Source organism: Sporomusa rhizae, assembly GCF_041428845.1.
Taxonomy (GTDB): Bacteria; Bacillota; Negativicutes; order Sporomusales; family Sporomusaceae; genus Sporomusa; species Sporomusa rhizae.
Map to the genome: position 1 here is coordinate 3,023,964 of NZ_CP156925.1, position 18,560 is coordinate 3,042,523.

At 44.9% G+C, this 18,560-nt stretch carries 15 protein-coding genes; 4 read left to right on the forward strand and 11 right to left on the reverse strand.

What is annotated here, in order from left to right; genetic code table 11:
• Positions 1-34: 34 nt before the first annotated feature.
• The gene (locus SRRS_RS14305) at positions 35-619 is read left to right on the forward strand and encodes a YdcF family protein (RefSeq protein WP_371361469.1); all 585 of its coding nucleotides are present in this window, start codon (positions 35-37) and stop codon (positions 617-619) included.
• On the opposite strand, the gene SRRS_RS14310 is transcribed toward SRRS_RS14305, so the two are convergent.
• Positions 609-4,007: a DNA polymerase III subunit alpha gene (locus SRRS_RS14310; RefSeq protein WP_371361470.1), complete on the reverse strand. Its 3,399-nt coding sequence runs from the start codon at positions 4,005-4,007 to the stop codon at positions 609-611. The two genes, SRRS_RS14305 and SRRS_RS14310, sit on opposite strands and share 11 nt — an antisense overlap.
• 68 nt (positions 4,008-4,075) lie before the next feature.
• On the opposite strand from SRRS_RS14310, the gene SRRS_RS14315 reads away from it, so the two are divergent.
• The 3 genes from SRRS_RS14315 to SRRS_RS14325 are packed head-to-tail and all read left to right on the forward strand — an operon-like array spanning position 4,076 to position 8,373.
• A complete protein-coding gene (locus SRRS_RS14315; protein ID WP_371361472.1) occupies positions 4,076-5,047 on the forward strand; it encodes an ABC transporter substrate-binding protein in 972 nt (323 codons plus the stop codon).
• 25 nt (positions 5,048-5,072) lie between these two features.
• Positions 5,073-7,040 carry a peptidase U32 family protein gene (locus SRRS_RS14320; RefSeq protein ID WP_371361474.1) on the forward strand — a complete coding sequence of 656 codons (1,968 nt, stop codon included), beginning with the start codon at positions 5,073-5,075 and terminating at the stop codon, positions 7,038-7,040.
• Positions 7,041-7,068: 28 nt separating this feature from the next.
• A complete protein-coding gene (locus SRRS_RS14325; protein WP_371361475.1) occupies positions 7,069-8,373 on the forward strand; it encodes an aspartate aminotransferase family protein in 1,305 nt (434 codons plus the stop codon).
• Here the strand turns inward: SRRS_RS14325 and SRRS_RS14330 are convergent.
• The 10 genes from SRRS_RS14330 to trmL all read right to left on the reverse strand — a co-directional run bounded on the left by SRRS_RS14330 (position 8,370) and on the right by trmL (position 18,549).
• A complete protein-coding gene (locus SRRS_RS14330; protein ID WP_371361476.1) occupies positions 8,370-8,660 on the reverse strand; it encodes a hypothetical protein in 291 nt (96 codons plus the stop codon). The two genes, SRRS_RS14325 and SRRS_RS14330, sit on opposite strands and share 4 nt — an antisense overlap.
• Positions 8,661-8,817: 157 nt before the next feature.
• Positions 8,818-9,261 (reverse strand): cell division protein SepF, encoded by a 444-nt coding sequence (locus SRRS_RS14335; protein WP_371361478.1) that lies wholly within the window; start codon positions 9,259-9,261, stop codon positions 8,818-8,820.
• A 218-nt stretch (positions 9,262-9,479) separates the two neighbouring features.
• A complete protein-coding gene (locus SRRS_RS14340; protein ID WP_371361479.1) occupies positions 9,480-10,100 on the reverse strand; it encodes a hypothetical protein in 621 nt (206 codons plus the stop codon).
• 125 nt (positions 10,101-10,225) lie between these two features.
• The gene (locus tag SRRS_RS14345; RefSeq protein WP_371361480.1) at positions 10,226-11,935 is read right to left on the reverse strand and encodes an adenosylcobalamin-dependent ribonucleoside-diphosphate reductase; all 1,710 of its coding nucleotides are present in this window, start codon (positions 11,933-11,935) and stop codon (positions 10,226-10,228) included.
• 214 nt (positions 11,936-12,149) lie between these two features.
• A complete protein-coding gene (typA, locus tag SRRS_RS14350; RefSeq protein WP_371361482.1) occupies positions 12,150-13,961 on the reverse strand; it encodes a translational GTPase TypA in 1,812 nt (603 codons plus the stop codon).
• Between the two features lie 131 nt (positions 13,962-14,092).
• Complete coding sequence (locus SRRS_RS14355) at positions 14,093-15,706, reverse strand: MBL fold metallo-hydrolase RNA specificity domain-containing protein (protein WP_371361483.1); 1,614 nt, start codon at positions 15,704-15,706, stop codon at positions 14,093-14,095.
• 165 nt (positions 15,707-15,871) lie between these two features.
• Complete coding sequence (murB, locus tag SRRS_RS14360; protein WP_371369832.1) at positions 15,872-16,795, reverse strand: UDP-N-acetylmuramate dehydrogenase; 924 nt, start codon at positions 16,793-16,795, stop codon at positions 15,872-15,874.
• Between the two features lies 1 nt (position 16,796).
• Complete coding sequence (locus SRRS_RS14365; RefSeq protein ID WP_371361484.1) at positions 16,797-17,147, reverse strand: YlbF family regulator; 351 nt, start codon at positions 17,145-17,147, stop codon at positions 16,797-16,799.
• A 36-nt stretch (positions 17,148-17,183) separates the two neighbouring features.
• Positions 17,184-18,065, reverse strand: coding sequence for a TIM barrel protein (locus tag SRRS_RS14370; protein ID WP_371361485.1), 882 nt, complete (start codon positions 18,063-18,065; stop codon positions 17,184-17,186).
• A 25-nt stretch (positions 18,066-18,090) separates the two neighbouring features.
• Positions 18,091-18,549, reverse strand: coding sequence for a tRNA (uridine(34)/cytosine(34)/5-carboxymethylaminomethyluridine(34)-2'-O)-methyltransferase TrmL (gene trmL, locus SRRS_RS14375; protein ID WP_371361486.1), 459 nt, complete (start codon positions 18,547-18,549; stop codon positions 18,091-18,093).
• Positions 18,550-18,560: the final 11 nt, after the last annotated feature.

The window sequence follows — 18,560 nt, forward strand, 5'->3', positions numbered from 1 at the left end:
GTTGATACCCATAAATCCAGGAGGCATTGACCTGATGAAGCTGTTATTGAACCAAAAATTAAGACGTTATCTGCTATTAGTTGTAGTGATTACTGTGGCGGTTGTAGAAATCCCGATTATTGCAATTGGTTATCTGACAAAGCCGGTTCCTAGTGATACTATCATTGTTTTGGGAGCCAAACTTATCGGGAATCAGCCCAGTACCATGCTCAGATTGAGGCTTGATGAAGCAGTCCACTTATATAATGAAGGCTATGCACCAACAGTTATTGTCAGCGGTGCTCAAGGCCAGGACGAAATAGCCAGCGAGGCTTCTGTTATGCATGATTATCTGGTCGCCAAAGGCATCCCGGCTGATAAAATTTATGTAGAGGATAAATCATATAATACTTACCAAAACTTGCTTAACTCCAAAAGCATAATGCGGGAACACGGGCTGCGTCAAGCCATCATTGTCTCTAATTCTTCCCATATTAGACGCTCCTTAGTCCTTGCTCAGCAATTAGGAATAGAGGCCAGCGGTTCGCCGGCCCCTATGGCGGATAACGCCTACCTAACTGCCAAACAATATGCCCGTGAAGGTGCGGCCATGCTGTCCCTCTTAGTACTTAGGCAGTAGTCACTACGCCTTTTCCTAAGAGACTCTCAATATCCGCAATGGCGGCAGGTGTTGGCTCTATCCAAAATTTCTTTTCGGTTTTTATTATCCGCGGACGATTATTGCCAACAAGGTGCAAATATACTTCAGCCGAACCGTTGTGCCTTGTTAGCAATTCCTGAAGTTTTGCCAGAGTTGCCGGCGTTTCCTGGTCTTTGCGCAAAGTTATCCGAACTTCCGCTCCGGCACCATCCAGCAAAATAATATCATCGGCCATAACTTTAGCGCCTTCTTCATGGATGTTAAGTCGTCCGGAAACCATTACAGGGAGATCCGGGGCAATCAACCGCCCTGTTTTTTCAAATACCTTGGGAAATACAATTACTTCCACTTGACCTGTGAAATCCTCTAGATTAACAAAACACATCATACTGCCATTCTTGGTTGTAATGCGCTTGGCGCTGGCGATCAATCCACCTACACGAATGAGCTGCCCATCGGTATATTGTCCTTCAGCCAGACTGCCTAAGCTTGGCATAGCGTCTAATTTAGCTCTATATTTATCAAGCGGATGACCGGTTACATAAAAACCGGTTATTTCTTTTTCCAGAGCCAGTATTTGTTCCTGTGGCATCTCCGGCACGTTCGGTAAAATAACATCATGTACACATTCTAACGTGTCATCGCCAAACAGCCCCAGTTGCCCGCTGGCGGCATCTTTTTGCCGGCAGGCCGCTACCTCAACGGCTTGTTCCAAAACATGTAACAATTGGGAGCGACGAGCTTGCAAGGAATCGAACGCCCCACACTTAATCAGACTTTCAATAACCCGTTTATTTACTACCCGCATATCAACCCGTGAACAAAAATCAACCAGAGTAGTAAACTTACCGCCTTTTTCCCGGGCCTTGATGATACTTTCGAGCGCATTGCCGCCAGCATTTTTAACCCCGGCCAGCCCAAACCGGATGGCCTCCACGTCAACGGAGAACGATTTGCCGCTGGCATTAATATCAGGTGGTAAAACGGCGATTCCCCGACGGCGGCACTCTTCAATATAATACCCAACCTTGTCATTGGTGCCCATTACACTTGTAAGCAAGGCTGCATAGAACTCCTGCGGATAATGTGCTTTTAAATAGGCCGTCTGATAGGCTACCAACGCATATGCCGCACTATGAGATTTATTGAAACCGTAGTCGGCAAAGTGAGTCATCAGCTCAAAAACAGCATGAGCCAATTGGCTGTCAATGCCTCGTTCTGCTGCTCCCTTTAAAAAGCTTTCGCGTTGACCTGCCAGTACCTCATGCTTTTTCTTACCCATAGCACGCCGCAGCAAATCTGCTTGTCCAAGCGTGAAGCCGGCAAGTGTAGAAGCTATTTGCATAACTTGCTCTTGATATAAGATAACGCCGAAGGTATCCTGTAAAATTGGCTCTAATAACGGATGCAGATAGGTTACCTCTTTTTTGCCATGGCGGCTGTCAATAAAATCAGATACCATCCCGCTGCCCAACGGTCCCGGGCGGTAAAGTGCAACTAAAGGAATCAGATCATCAAACCGTTCTGGCTTTAGGTCCTTCACTAAGTTTGTCATGCCGCTTGATTCCATCTGAAAAACACCGGACGTATCGCCTACCGCCAGCATAGTACAAGTCTTGGCGTCATCGAGCGGTATGGTTTCGATATCCAGCTCCTCGCCCCGGTTTTGTTTAATCAGAGCGATAGCATCACCAATTACGGTCAGCGTTCTTAAACCCAATAAGTCCATCTTTAACAAGCCGATTTCTTCAATCCGGTCTTTGTCATATTGGGTAGTGACAAATCCCTCGCTCGAAAGCTGCAAGGGGGCAAAATGAGTTAACGGTTCTTTAGCAATAACCAAACCGGCGGCATGAGTCGAAGCATGCCGGGGCAAGCCTTCAACGGCCATGGCTAAGTCAACAAGTTTCTTTACCGCATCATCGGTATCATAAAGATTTTTTAACTCATGATTGGCGGCTAACGCCTTTTTCAAAGTAATACCGAGTTCAGACGGTACCAGTTTAGCTATGCGGTCAACATCCCCATAAGGAAGGTTTAACGCCCGGCCAACGTCCCTGATAGCGGCCCGTGCAGCCATAGTACCGAAGGTAATAATTTGCGCCACCCGGTCACTGCCATAGCGGGAAACAACATACTCGATAATTTTGCTGCGCTGTTCATAGCAGAAATCAATATCTATATCCGGCATTGATACCCGTTCCGGATTCAAAAACCGTTCAAACAGCAGACCATATTTTATGGGATCAATGTTGGTAATTCCCAATAAATAGGCAACAATGCTGCCTGCGGCCGAGCCACGTCCCGGTCCTACAGGGATTGACTGCCTGCGGGAGTAATTGACAAAATCCCATACGATTAAAAAATAGCTGGAGTAACCCATTTTCTTAATGACATCAAGCTCATAATTAAGGCGTTCTTCTACCTCTGGTGTTGCGTCTGGATACCGCTTAGGAAGAGCATCTAGACACAAATTCCGCAAGTATTCATCGTCACCAATACCATCTGGAGTAGGAAAATCGGGCAAATAGAGTTTATTAAAATCAAAATTAACATCACAGCGTTCGGCTATCTTAACAGTATTAGCCAAAGCTTCCGGATATTCACCAAAGAGTTCCGCCATTTCAGCCGGGCTTTTTATATAAAAATCGTCACTAGGGAAACGCATACGGCCAGGCTCGTCTACAGTCTTACCTGTTTGAATACAAAGCAGGACATCGTGGCATTCGGCATCTTTCTTGTCGATATAATGGGCATCGTTTGTAGCTACAAGACCTAGTCCTACTTTTTCCGCAAGCTGCACTAAGTGTTTATTAGCCTGCTTTTCTTCTGGCATACCATGATCCTGCAGCTCAATATAGAAGTTGTCCTGTCCAAAGATTTCTTTATATTCGTAGGCCAAGGCCTCCGCCCCCGCCAAATCTCCCCGTAATATAGCTGCCGGTATTTCACCGGCAATGCAAGCGCTCAAACCAATTAATCCTTCACTATAACTGCGCAATATCTCCCGGTCAATGCGAGGCTTATAATAGAAGCCTTCGCTGTAACCACGCGATACCAGTTCAATTAGGTTCCGGTATCCTTGTTCACTGGCAGCTAGCAACACGAGGTGGTAGTAAGACTCCCCCTCTACTGCCGCCTTATCAAAACGCGAACGCGGGGCAACATACACTTCGCAGCCAATAATGGGTTTGATTCCTTGCTTTTTGGCTTGTTTGTAAAAATCAATGGTACCATACATAGTGCCATGATCAGTGATAGCTACAGCCGGCATTCCAAGTTCTTTAGCCCGGCGCACCAGGTCTTCAATTCGTCCGGCTCCGTCTAGCAGACTGTATTCAGTATGATTGTGCAAATGGACAAACATAAGGTAAATGCATCCTCCGGTTTTATACTATTATTCTTTTAGTTTATCATGATTGAGCCAGTCTGTGAATGCTAAAGAATTTAATAGGCCATTTTGTCGTTTATACAGCAGGTATTAATCTGCCAAACGTGGAAAATGTAATAAAAATAGAATTGCGAGAGGTGTTCTGCGCTTTGCATCATATAGGTATTTTACAATTAACGCAAAATCTGGACGACGCTGTCCACGGTTTCAAAGAAGGTCTGGCAGCCGCAGGTCTTACTACCACTTTTCATTACCTGAACGCAGACGGCGCTGCCGGTGACTTACCGCTGCTTGCGAGCAAGCTGGCCGAGCAACACGTTGAACTTATTTTTGCTTGTTCAACCCCAGCTGCGCAAGCGGCCGTTGCCTTAGAAGACAATATTCCAGTTGTATTCACCCCTGTTTTTGATCCTATCGGTACAGGCCTCGCGATAAGTTTGGACAAGCCGGGCGGCAAAGCAACCGGTGTTGCCGGAATGGTTCCAGCCGCCGCCAAAGCTGTTTTTATCCGTGAATTACTTCCTGCTGCCAAAACAGTGGGTATTCTGTACCATAGCGGCGATAGCAATGCCCTGCTTGAAGTAAATAATTTTAACCAAGCGGCTAAAAAATTATTCACGCTGATCGAACTTCCGATAGATAAACCGGAAGAATTGTCTACCTTGGATCGCCTGCCCTCCCAGCTCGATGTCTTGTTTCTTCCAATTGGCAAAATCATTGAAGAAAATTTTGCCAGCATAGCTTATTATGCAGAAGGAATTAATCTACCGGTTATTACGTCCCATGCGCCCAATGTACCCGCGGGTGCATTAGGCGCCCTTGTAGCCAATCACAATACGTTGGGACGTGACTGTGCTGTAAAAGCTATACAAATTCTAAATGGCGCTTGTCCCGGCAATATTCCTGTTGGTATTGTCAATAATCCTGAAATTCAGCTTAATGCCTTCGTTGCGGCTAATCTCGCTATCGAATTACCGCAGTCATTATTGGCAAAAGCCAAAGAAGTGTTTGAGTAATTTTTGAAAGCTGGAGTGAAATTACATGCTGTTAACCCGACAATCTGTTGAACTTTTAGCCCCGGCAGGAACCTGGGAAGTATTGGAGGCCGCGATTGCCGCAGGTGCTGATGCCATATATCTTGGTGGTAAACGTTTTAACATGCGTCTGCATCGCACAGACACTAATTTTGATGATGAAAAACTAGCTCGCGCTATTAAATATGCTCATGACCGTAATGTTCGCCTATATGTCACTGTCAATAATTTAATTAGTGAAAGAGAACTTCCTGGTGTCCATGAGTATCTGAAATTACTGGATAAACTCCAGCCGGATGCTCTGATTGTCCAGGACTTTGCTATTCTGGAACTGGCACGGGAGATGAACCTCTCAGTTCCATTACATGCATCTGTCATGATGAACACGCATAACGAACATTCCATAAAAACACTAATGGATTATGGCATAACGCGAGTAGTAACAAACCGGGAACTTACCCTAACCCAGCTTGCACTGCTTAAAGAACGTACCGGCATAGAGTTAGAATATTTTGTTCACGGTGACATGTGTGCCGCCCATAGCGGTCAATGCTTCCATTCAGGGATAGTCTTCGGTCAGAGTTCTAATCGCGGCCGCTGTTTAAAGCCCTGCCGCTGGCAATATCAGCTTGTTGATACCGAATCGGGAAAACCAGCTACTGCTAACGACCCAGGCCCCTACAAGTTGGCCCTAAAAGATATGTGCATGTACACCGCCTTACCGGAGCTAATTCAGTCCGGCGTTTGCTCGTTTAAAATTGAAGGCCGCATGCGTACCGCTGATTTTGTCAGCAGAATTGTACGAATCTATCGTAAGGCCATTGACCGTTATATTGCCGACCCTACCGGTTATACCTTTGATATTGCCGACTGGCAGGAACTGCTCGACTATCGTTCCCGCGACTTCTCCACCTGCTATGCGCTTGGCAATCCCGGTGCTAATTCTATGGGTTATACCGGCGAACGTGAACCACGTTTTTTCAGCCAAGCGGTAAAAGAAGCCGGACTTACCGCCACTACGGCCATTCCCGCATTAAACATCCCAACGAAAGCAAAACCAAATTCACTACCCGAACGTCCTTCTCTTGCCGTTCGAGTAGCATGTCTTGATTCGCTGCATGCAGCCTTGGAAAACGGCGCCGATACCGCCTATATTGGCGGCGAAGCCTTCAGACCGAATAAGCCCTGGACCCTGCAAGATATTAAAACGGCCGTTAAATTGGCCGAAAGTCATCAAGCCAAAGTTATTGTTACAACTCCCCGGATTACCATGGAACGTGAATCCGCTGAACTTGAACAATTATTTACCAGCCTCAACAGCATTAAGCCACATGGCCTTATGGTATCTAACAGTGGAATGCTGCGTTTAGCCCGCGAGCATTCCAACCTGCCCGTCCAAGCTGATTTTTCCTTTAATCTGTTTAATCATCTCACTACCGTTTGGCTCAAAACCAATGGTGCCAGCAGAGCTACCCTATCCCTAGAAGCAACCTATGAACAAATCGCTGAATTGGCCAAACACAGCCAATTGCCGCTGGAAATGATTATCCATGGAGCTACCGAAGCCATGGTACTTGATCATTGTGTGCCGTCTGCTGTTATTGCCGGAACGGCGGCCCATACCTGCCAGCATTTGTGTGCCGACCAGCACTTTTCATTATTAGACACTGCCGGAGAACGGCATGATATTAAAATTGACCAATACTGCCGCAATCATATTTTATTTGCCAAAGATCTGTGTCTTCTGCCCCACTTGCCTGCCCTATTACATACAGGCATCAATCACTACCGGATTGAAGGACAGCACTATACACCGGAACTTGTCGGTACAATCACTGCCATTTACCGATCAGAAATGGATAAGCTGTTTGCCGGACCGGAATACACCTTTGACCAATCGCTTACCGAAAAAATCGCTGCCGCCAGTCCCCGTCAACTAGGTATCGGCGCGTTTCGCTACCGGATATCAAGATAAGCCTATTACAACTTAATGAGGTGAGACTATGAGTGAACTAATAAAAGACCAGTATATCGGTCCTGATGAGGTACTTCGCAAAAAGAAAGACTACATCATTCCCTGTGTGTATCACTTTTACAGCAAACCTATGCAGTTAGTAAAAGGCGAAATGCAGTATTTGTACGACACTACCGGTAAACAATATCTTGACTGTTTTGCCGGAGTTTCGGTAGTTAACTGCGGCCACTGCCACCCGGAAATTACTAAAGCGGTTTGTGACCAAGTAACCACCCTGCAGCACACCTGTACCATTTTTCTTACTGAGAATATTGTTAATTTAGCGGAGCGCCTAGCTCAAGTTACCCCTGGACGTCTGCAGAAAACTTTCTTTTGCTCCAGCGGTTCAGAAGCCAATGAAGGGGCGGCCCTCTTGGCCTCAATTTACACCGGCAACCAAGAATTCATCAGCCTGCGTCAAGGTTTACACGGACGTACAAAACTAGGAATGAGCCTGACAGGCCTTCAAATGTGGCGAACAGATACCAGTCCAGTCGGCGGCATTAGCTTTGCGCCAAATGCCTACTGCTATCGCTGCCCCTATGGCAAACGTCATCCCGAGTGTGATTTGGCCTGCGCCAATGAAATTGAAACAATAATAAAGACTACCACTTCCGGCCAAGTGGCAGCCCTAATTGCAGAACCGATTCAAGGCAATGGCGGTATCATTACCCCGCCTCCCGGCTATTTCAAGCGAGTCAAAGAAATCCTCGAAAAATATAATATCCTGCTTATTGTTGACGAAGTTCAGACAGGTTTTGGCCGAACCGGAAAAATGTTTGCCATTGAGCATTACGGGGTTGAACCTGATATTATGACAATGGCTAAAGCTTTAGGTAACGGTGTTCCTGTTGGCGCCTTTACTACCCGTCCTGACATTGCTGATAAATATACCCGCCCTGGCGCGTCCACGCTCGGAGGCAATCCGGTTACCTCTGCCGCCGCGCTAGCAACCCTTGAAGTACTAAAAAAAAATAATCTTCCACAACAAGCAGCCGAACTTGGCCTGTATCTGAAGACCGGACTAACCGAGCTTCAGAAAAAGTACCCGCTCCTTGGCGATATTCGCGGTCACGGACTAATGCTGGGCGCTGAACTGGTCAAGCCTGACAAGTCACCCGCACCAGAGCAGCTTGATGCTATCTTAGAACAAATGAAAGACCGTGGGTTCTTAATCGGCAAAAATGGTCCTGACCGCAATGTTATGGCCTTTCAGCCGCCGCTGGTGATAAACCGTAAAGACCTAGACAATTTACTGAACAACCTTAATGATATATTAGCAGCTATACACTAATCACGCATTGCCCGCATCCGGTGAATACTCTTCCGGGTGCGGGCATCTTTTGGTCCTGCCAATAAAGGTATTATCGCCGCACGCCGCTGCCTTTCACCTGACAGTCGGACAGTATGTGCCGCAAACATAACAAGCGCAAAAATCATCCAAAAGCCGGCGAAAACCTGACCGATAGTGGACTGCAAAAAAAACGGCAAATTAGCAGCAAATACAGCAATCATCGCGCTAAGCGCAATTAAGCTGATTAGGGAGCCAAATTTACTAGTTTTATCTTTAAACCGTTTCATTAAACCCCTCCTTTTGACCTCATTGTTTAGAGCATGCTTTAGGTTTAATGAAATATATGATTCTTGTAACTGCTTTATTAATCCTAATTATGGCTATAACTCTGAAAAAAAAAGCCATGCGCAGTAATCATACTCGCATAGCCTTTCATCTATTTGGTTACTCGTTCTTTACCCGTACATAGGTAGGCACTGAATACGCAAAAATCTTCTTGTCCACTTCAATATTAGCATAGGCATAGAGATATACCTTATCGGAAACGCGTTGCACGCTTCCACCTAAAACATAACATACACCATTTAAGAAATCGCTCATACGCTGCTGGGTTCCGTCATCTACCTGCTGGTAATTGACGATTACAGCAGTGTTCGACTTCAAGTGATCAGCATATGCCTGTACATCGTCAAAATTCGTTGGTAAATCCAAAAGCAACTTGAAGTTCCCAGCTTGTTGCTGACTATGTACCTTAAGCTTTGGCCGGCGTTCTATTTCCTGTACCGCCATTTCTTTGGCTATAGGCGTTTCGGCACGTACAGGCGCCTCTGTTTCTTCTTCAAGCGGTATTAGAAAATTTGCCAATTTATCCATTAATCCAAGCGCCACAGTTAACGCCTCCTAGAAAAACTAATCCATTTTCCAGAAATTATTCGACATCTTTATACTAATTCCTGCCGGACTTCGGCGAAATTTCTCATTAATGGCAAAAAAGGGCGAAACATCCTAGATTGATAGGACTTTCTTACTAGATCAACAGACAAAAATACTAGATAACAGCCAAAAAAAGACTACTTTTGTAGTCTTTTTTTGCTGTTATCATTAGATTAAAACTTGTAGTTAACACCAAAACCCATACCCTCAGCCTTGCTGCCAATATCTTTTGTTTCAAAATGGCGATAACCCGCATCGACGCTCAGATTGCTGCCTACGTTGTATGTTAGGCCGGTTTTCCAGTCTTCGATATTACTTGAACGGCTGTAGGATGCATAACCATCTACATGATTAGTAAGAGCTGTTTTATATGCGACACCGGCAAAAGCTTCGCTTGTAGATACCGAGTTATTATTGGCTTTAAGCTCGGTTTTTGCGTTACCCGCGGTAACCGCTAGATTATGGCTCAGTTTATACTGTAGCCCAAGCTGAGTTGAGTTAATATTTAAATTTCGAAGGTAGCCCCCGGCTTTGTAGGAGTAAAAGGTTTGAGATTCAGTATTAAGGTAATCGCCGGTAACAGCAAGCTTATCAGTAAGAGCATAAGCTCCCTGAAAATTATTAGCATGAAGCGTTCCCAGATCACCTATTGCGCTTATATCTGTTTTCAGGTTGTTATAGGAGTAACCAAATTGTCCCTGTCCAGCAGCGAGATCCATGGCAGGAGCATTAGCAAAGGCGGTCCCTGTTAGGGCGGCAGAAGCAAGCATAGTTGCAATAATGACTTTTTTCATAAAAAAACTTCTTTCTAGATTACGTTTTTTGGGGGATAACTTCTAAGGAAAGTATACTTTTATTACTTTAGATTTTCTTTAGAAATGCAGGCAAAAAAAAGCGCAGCTTTCGCTGCTTATCCAAATTATGGCTGGCATTCCTCACAGGCAATACCGTGGGTCAGCACTTGTTGATCGCGGCTCTTGTCACGATATACAGTAACCCCCTTGCACCCTTTAGCATATGAAGTAAAAAACACTTCAGCTACGTCAGCGAGAGTTGCATTTTTAGGGAGATTTACTGTCTTAGAAACACCATTATCTGTGTATTTCTGTGCGGCTGCCAAATGAGCCACATGCCAATAAGGCTCAATTTCATGGGCAGTAGCCAGCACTCTCTTTACTCTGTCAGGTAAGGGCAAGCCAACAACACTACCTGCTGCTACTATTTGCTCATAAACGGAGTCTGTTAATAAACCTAACCGATTGAGATATTCAACAACCACTTGATTTACGCTGGTAATTATTTTACCTTCCAGTACATTGCGGGTCATAGCTAGACCAAATAACGGTTCAATACCGCTGGAACAGCCTGCTATTATACTAATTGTACCAGTAGGTGCTATTGTAGTAACGGTAGCATTACGCATGTAATGATAACCTTGTTGAATATAAACACTATCTCGAAACGCGGGAAAATTCCCTCTCACCTGCCCCAACTGTGCAGACATAGCTCTGGCTTCCGCAGTAATAAACTTCATAATACTTCTGGTTAATTGTACTGCTTGCTCACTGGCATATGGTATATCAAGCGAAATAAATAATTCCGCAAGTCCCATAATGCCTAGTCCGATTTTTCGGGTTCGCTTAGTAGCCTCAGTCACTTGCTGCAGGGGATAATGATTAATATCTACAATATTATCGAGAAAACGTATGGCTGTTCTAACAGTTCGAGCTAACTTATCTTCATCAAGGATTTCTTCGTCCCCTGTTTTTTTTAACATTTTCGTGAGATTAATTGATCCTAAAACACAGGACTCAAATGGGAGCAGCGGCTGTTCTGAACAAGGATTTGGCGACTCGAACCTGCCTAATCCAGGCGTAGGATTCGCTTTATTTACAGTATCAATAAAGAACAGCCCCGGCTCTCCGTTTTCCCAAGCCATTTGAACAAGCAAATCAAATATTTCTTTGGCAGGCACCATTTTAACAACCTTACCATTGCGGGGATTAACCAGCGCAAAATCATCCTTGTTTTGCACAGCTCTCATAAAGTCATCTGTCACGCCTACAGACAAATTAAAATTGTTAAGCACATCGTGACGCCGTTTGGCCGTAATAAACGTAAAAATATCAGGGTGGTCCACCTGCATCACGGCCATATTCGCACCACTTCTGGCCGCCCCTTGCTTAACAACCTGGGTAGCCTTATCGTAAATATGCAGAAAAGATACCGGGCCACCCGCAGTACCGCCGCTGGCATCTACTTTATCTCCTTCCGGCCGCAGCCGCGAAAAAGAAAATCCAGTACCTCCTCCGCTTTGATGAATTAATGCAGTATGTTTTAACGTTTCAAAAATATCCTCTAAAGAGTCTTCTACAGGCAGCACAAAACATGCCGCAAGCTGAGCGTGGGGCTTTCCGGCATTTAGCAGGGCCGGAGAATTAGGGAGAAACGTTAACGATGACATTAATTCGTAATATTCTTGAGCGTAGCTCGCAGCATCGTGTCCATAATCAGCTTCCGCTTTGGCAACATAACTAGCAACTCGCTGAAATAAAACGCTTGGTGTTTCATTGGGTAGTAAATATCTGGTTTTAAGTACTGTTTCAGCTTCAGGCGATAACAATATCATGGTTACCCTCCTGGATGAAAAAATTATAACGAGATTGCTAACCCACTTACGCATACTCCGGTTATCAGCCTCGCCGGTTGTATTGCGAACGCAGTGAAGCAATCTCGCCTTTACAAACTATTATCCGATGACTAGCCCACTCTAAGACTCCTTCTTCTCCAAGCGGGAGTTGTACCCCTCGGGGTACAGGCGAACGGCTAAGTCTGTCTCTTTATTAAGCTTCTTTTTTCCGTTCGCGTCCGCGTACATGTCTGTCTAAAATCGTTTTGCGCAGCCGGATGCTCTGCGGTGTAACTTCTACAAGTTCATCTTCATTGATATATTCTAGTGCCTGCTCCAGACTCAAAATCCGCGGCGGTGTCAAGCGGATAGCATCGTCTGATCCGCTTGCCCGCATATTTGTTACATGTTTTTTCTTGCAGGGATTAACGTCCATATCCATCTCGCGGGCATTTTCCCCTACAACCATGCCTTGATATACAGCCTGCCCCGGAACAACAAACATAATACCTCTGTCCTGAATACTATTAATACCATAACCGCTGGTTTCGCCATCTTCAAAGGCTACCAGAGCGCCCCGGGTACGTCCGGGAATATCACCTTTGTAAGGTACATAACCATGGAATACGTGGTGCATAATGCCGTTACCTTTGGTATTAGTCAGGAATTCTGATCTAAATCCAATCAAGCCCCGAGCCGGGATAATGAATTCCATTCTTAAATAACCGGCCAGCTCTACCATATTAACAAGCTCAGCCCGCCGGGTTCCCAGGGATTCCATAACTGCCCCCATGAATTCCTGAGGCACGTCAATGGTTAAAAACTCCATTGGCTCGCAGCGTTTGCCGTTAATTTCCTTATAAATTACCTGGGGCTTACCGATTTGCATTTCGTATCCTTCGCGACGCATTGTCTCGATTAGTATGGATAAATGCAATTCACCCCGACCAGCTACTTCAAAGGCATCCGGGCTGTCGGTTTCGATGACACGTAAGCTAACGTTAGTTTCGGCCTCCCGGAATAGACGTTCGCGTATATGCCGGGAAGTAACATATTGTCCTTCTCGTCCGGCAAAGGGGCTTGTGTTTACCGCAAACAGCATTGACAATGTAGGTTCATCAATACGGATAGATGGCAGGGCTTCCGGGTTCTCTGTATCGGCAACGGTATCACCGATATTGACATCTTCCAGACCAATCATAGCAATAATATCGCCTAATGCCGCATCTTTTACTTCGGTTCGTTTTAACCCTTCATATATATACAGCTTACCGATTTTCGCTTTACTTTCAGTCTCACCATTTAATATTGTTACGTTCTGTCCGCCGCTAACCCGGCCACGAACTACCCGTCCGATAGCGATCCGGCCTACATAATCATCATAGTCCAAAGTAGTGATCATGATCTGCAATGGACCATCAATATCACCACGCGGCGCCGGTATGGTTTTTTCAACACATTCAAACAACGGCTTTAAACTGTCACTTTCATCATCCATAGCCATTTTAGCTATACCTTCCCGGGCCGTCGCGTACACAACCGGAAAATCCAGTTGTTCATCATTAGCGTCTAATTCAATAAATAGTTCCAGTACTTCATCAACAACGTCTTCCACCCTCTGATCCGGACGGTCAATTTTGTTAATTACAACAATCGGCTTCAACTTTTGTTCAAGAGCTTTCCTAAGAACATATTTAGTTTGAGGCATGGGACCTTCAAATGCGTCAACTAAAAGCAGTACTCCGTCAACCATATTTAGTACCCGCTCTACTTCCCCGCCAAAATCGGCGTGACCCGGAGTATCAACAATATTAATCTTTGTATTGTTATACATTACTGCCGTATTCTTCGACAGAATAGTAATACCACGTTCCCGCTCGAGATCGTTAGAATCCATAACGCGTTCAGCAACATGTTCGTTAGCGCGAAAAACACCGCTTTGTTTAAGCATCGCATCAACCAAAGTAGTCTTCCCATGGTCAACGTGAGCAATAATAGCAATATTTCGTAAGTCGTTGCGTTCCATATAAAATGCTGTCCTCCCTATAATGAACAAAAGGATGCATTTAGTTTGCACCCTTTTGTAGTGTCATGCACATTTCACTATATTATACCAACCACCATATGTCAAATTAATTTTTTGTTCAGCTAGCTTTTCTATGACCACAAATCATTAAGTGTTTTCTTAACAAATGTCCTGATTTTTTCAACACGCTTGAGTACTTCCTGGAGTTTTCCGGAATTGGCCGCAACCAAATCTTCCAGTTTGCGGCGATATTCGGCGTAATCTTTCTCCAATTCTTCCAGGTAAGCTCTGAGCTGCTGGACTGCAGGTTCGACAGTGGTAATGGTAGACGGCTGAATTTCCCAATTGCGTCCGGAAATCATGGCCGAATCACCATATTTAGGTATATATGTTGAAAATGCAAATTTTTCTTGTATCAATTCAGCAAAGGGTTCTGACATCTCTTCTTCACCATGCACAATGAAAACATTCGCCGGTTTTGTCTTAAAGTTCCCCAGCCAAGTTACCAATTGATCCTGGTCTGCATGCGCGGAAAATCCGTCAAGATTGTATATCTTTGCCTTAACACTAATTTCTTCACCCATGATTTTAACTTTTTTAATGCCTTCCAGCAGTCTTCGCCCCATACTTCCTTGCGCCTGATAGCCAACAAATAGCACAGTACTTTCAGGCCGCCACAGATTATGCTTTAGGTGATGGAGGATACGCCCGGCATCAGCCATACCGCTAGCGGATATAATAACTGCCGGCCGCCCCAGCTTATTGATGGCTTTGGATTCCTCTGAAGTCTTGGTATATGTCAACTGCGGCAAGTGCAACGGGTGGTCATGATCTTTGTAATACATATCATATGCTTCTTTATCATATTCCTGCGAATTTTTCAGAAATATATCTGTAGCAGAAATAGCGAGCGGACTATCAATAATTACCGGAATATCAGGAATAAGCCCAGCCTTAAACAGCGAGTGCAGATGATAAAGAATAGTCTGAGTGCGTCCTACAGCAAAAGAAGGAATAACAATATTGCCACCTTTTTCTACACTGTCGTTGATATATTTTGCTAAAAGTTCCACAGGATCGCTTGGATCATGCTTGCGAGCACCATAAGTTGACTCAATAATAACATAATCTGCTTGTTCAATAACAGCCGGATCTTTAATTATCGGCTGATCTGGCTGCCCCAAATCCCCTGAAAACAGAAGTTTAGTTGCTTCCCCATTTTCGGTTATTAATAGCTCGACCATAGAAGATCCTAAGATGTGACCTGCTTCGCGAAACTGAACTGTAATGCCTTCCGCCAGTTGTACCGGTGTATCATAGGACGTCGGTGAAAATTGTTTAAGACAAGTGTAGGCTTCCTCTACAGTATAGAGTGGTTCGACCGGTTTGCGGCCGGCACGCTGGCCTTTCCGGTTGGCAATTTCAGCTTCAAATTCTTGAATGTGGCCGCTGTCCGGCAGCATAATACTACATAGTTCAGCCGTTACTTTAGTAGCATGAATCGGTCCTTTAAACCCTGATTTGCACAGCCGCGGCAATAAACCACTATGATCAATATGGGCATGAGTCAATAGTACACCGTCTATATCAGCCGGATTATACAAAAACGGTCTCGAGTTTAATGCGGTAATAGCCTTCGACCCCTGAAACATACCGCAGTCAACCAAAAAATTTTTTTGACCAATTTCCAAAAGGTACGAAGAGCCGGTGACCATGCCGGCTGCTCCCAAAAAAGTTAGTCGCATAAGCTTGGCTCCTTTCAGCATTTGCTATTTTAGTCTATTACTCTAACTGAAAGTTTAGAAATTATCTTATCTTATAATTTAAATTCAACATTTCTAGGTATTTTCCTTCTAGAATAAAAAGAACCGGGGCTTTAGCTCCGGTTCTTTCATTCTAATTGTATATAATTATTCTTCGCCCAAAACCCTTACTTCTGGATGCAAAGAAACACCAAACTGCCGATAAACACTATCCTGTACTTTACTTATCAGTTGCAATACATCTTTAGCAGTAGCTCCACCGGCATTAATAATAAAACCCGCGTGTTTAGTAGAGACCTGCGCTCCGCCAACACGAGTTCCTTTGAGACCGGCCTGTTCAATGAGAGTTCCGGCAAAATGTCCCTGCGGCCGCTTAAAAGTACTGCCGGCGCTAGGCATTTCAATGGGTTGTTTACTTTGCCGCTTAGTAGTATAGTCGTCAATACGCCCACGGATTGAGTTATCTTCACCGTCAGCTAATGCCACCTCAACTTCGCATATAAAACAACCGTTATCTTGGAACGCACTATGGCGGTAAGCAAATTTCAGTTCATCCTGTGTAAACCGTTTTAGTTCGCCGTTGCTGCAAACAGCGGTTACGGCCTGCACTACTTGACTCATATCACCTTCATAAGCACCGGCATTCATAAATACCGCGCCGCCGATACTGCCCGGGATACCAATGGCAAATTCAAAACCTGTCAGCTTTGCCTGCGCAGCATATTTCGATACATCGGCTAACAGCGCACCAGCACCAGCGAATACAGTAGAGCCACCATGCCTAATATATCCCATATCAGAACCAAATTTAATTACTAATCCCCGAATGCCCCTGTCTAGAACCAGTACATTGGAACCATTCCCCAGCACAGTGACAGGTACCGCAAATTGTTTTGCCAGTTTAAACACAGTGGCTACTTCTTCTGGAGAAGCAGGAAATAGTAAAAAGTCAGCTGGACCACCAATCCGGAAAGTAGTGTGCTTTGACATTGGTTCGTCAATCAGCAGCCTTTCCGGGGGAATAGCATTCTTTATTTCGGCAGCAAAATCCTCAGACGTTTTAATCATCATCTCACTCTTTGCCAAATAAATCCATTCCTTCGGCGACCGCATCGCCAATTATTTTATAAATGTCGGCAGCTACCTGTTGAAAGCGCATATGGGCATGGATAAAATCCCGTGCTGTCGGATTAAGGACAATAACTTCGTATATTTTTTGCAATTCCTGAGACTTCTCTTTATCTTCCGGATTACCGGCCATCAGATCATATTCAGCTATCAGTTTTTTCTTAAAAAAATCCTGCACCATAGCTTTACTTGGTGCATCATTATCAAGATGCTGTTTGGCGCTTAAAAATGCTTGATACTCCGCTGAATTTCTAAGTGCGTGCCCTAAATCGTGGGCTTTGTCATGAACAGTCACTAAGATTCCTCCAGTTCATCATCTATTTTATGCGTCCTATTTGGTATGTATACGCCGGAAATCCTTTTTCAACAACTCTTCATAAAAATCCTGCATTATTTTGGCATCCTTAGCTTGAGTGCCTGCAGATTCCGAAATAATTCGCGGTGTGTATCCCTTATCGGCAATTACATACAGCAGCGGCTCATGAGGAGGCCCAAACGGATCGTCAAATGTCCAATGCCGCCTCTCGCCGGCTTTAGTAAATTCAATTTTGCTAAAATGAATGTGCAGATGGCGAGCGGCGTCTTCACCCAGGCACTCGCCAATTTTGGCAAAAACGGCGGCAAATTCTTCCGCTGCAGTATACTTACCGCCAGTAACTGCATGCAGATGGCCAAAATCAACAGCAGGTCTGACATAGTCCGCCATCTTACAAAGCTCTATGACTTCGTCAAGTGATCCCAGTTGATTTTGTTTTCCCATGGTTTCAGGCAGCAGCAAGGGCCCGGCCAGGCTTTGCTGTTCAACTTGTTCCAACACCTTGGCGAACAGACGTTTAGCTCGTTCCATTGCCTGGCGGCGGTCACTGCCTTTACCAGGTCCGCCAATATGAAATACTATCCGGTCGGCCTTCATCCATTTGGCAACTTCCAGTGAACGCAGGAAATGGCGCTCCGTGTTGCCCGCAATCGTTTCATCTTCGGTCGCCAGACTTATAAAATAAGGTGCATGGATACTAAGCTTGACACCGTACTTGGCTGCTTGTTCCCCTATCAATGCGGCAGTTTCCTGCCTGATATTAACGCCCCTGCTGCATTGATATTCATAGGCATTGAGTTTTAACCCGGCCAGCCATTGAGGCATATCGGCCGAAGCCTTAAAACCCGCCGCGTAAAACGCATCAGGATTACCCGCTGGCCCAAACTGTGGAGACATGGTATCACCGTCCTATTGTTTCTAACTACCTAAGTCCAGGAAAACGCTGCTGTCTAAAGGCTTCATATACTACAACAGCAACTGCATTTGATAAATTAAGCGATCTAGCATCATCAATCATGGGAATACGAACACAATTATCAGGATAACGCTGCAACAGTTCTTGCGGTAGTCCGGCAGTTTCTTTACCAAATACCACCATATCTTCCGATTGATACTCAATATCACTATGGCACTTGCTGGCTTTAGTAGTACTAAAGTAAAAATTATGCCCTTGATACAGCTTCTGTACCTCGGCAAAATTTTCATGTACATGGACTTTTACTAAATGCCAATAATCAAGGCCCGCTCGCTTTAGGTATTTATCCTCTATCGAAAACCCCAAGGGCTTAACCAAATGCAGCTCACAGCCGGTAGCCGCACACAATCTGGCAATGTTGCCAGTATTACCGGGAATTTCCGGTTCTACCAGTACAATATGCATCAAAATCACTC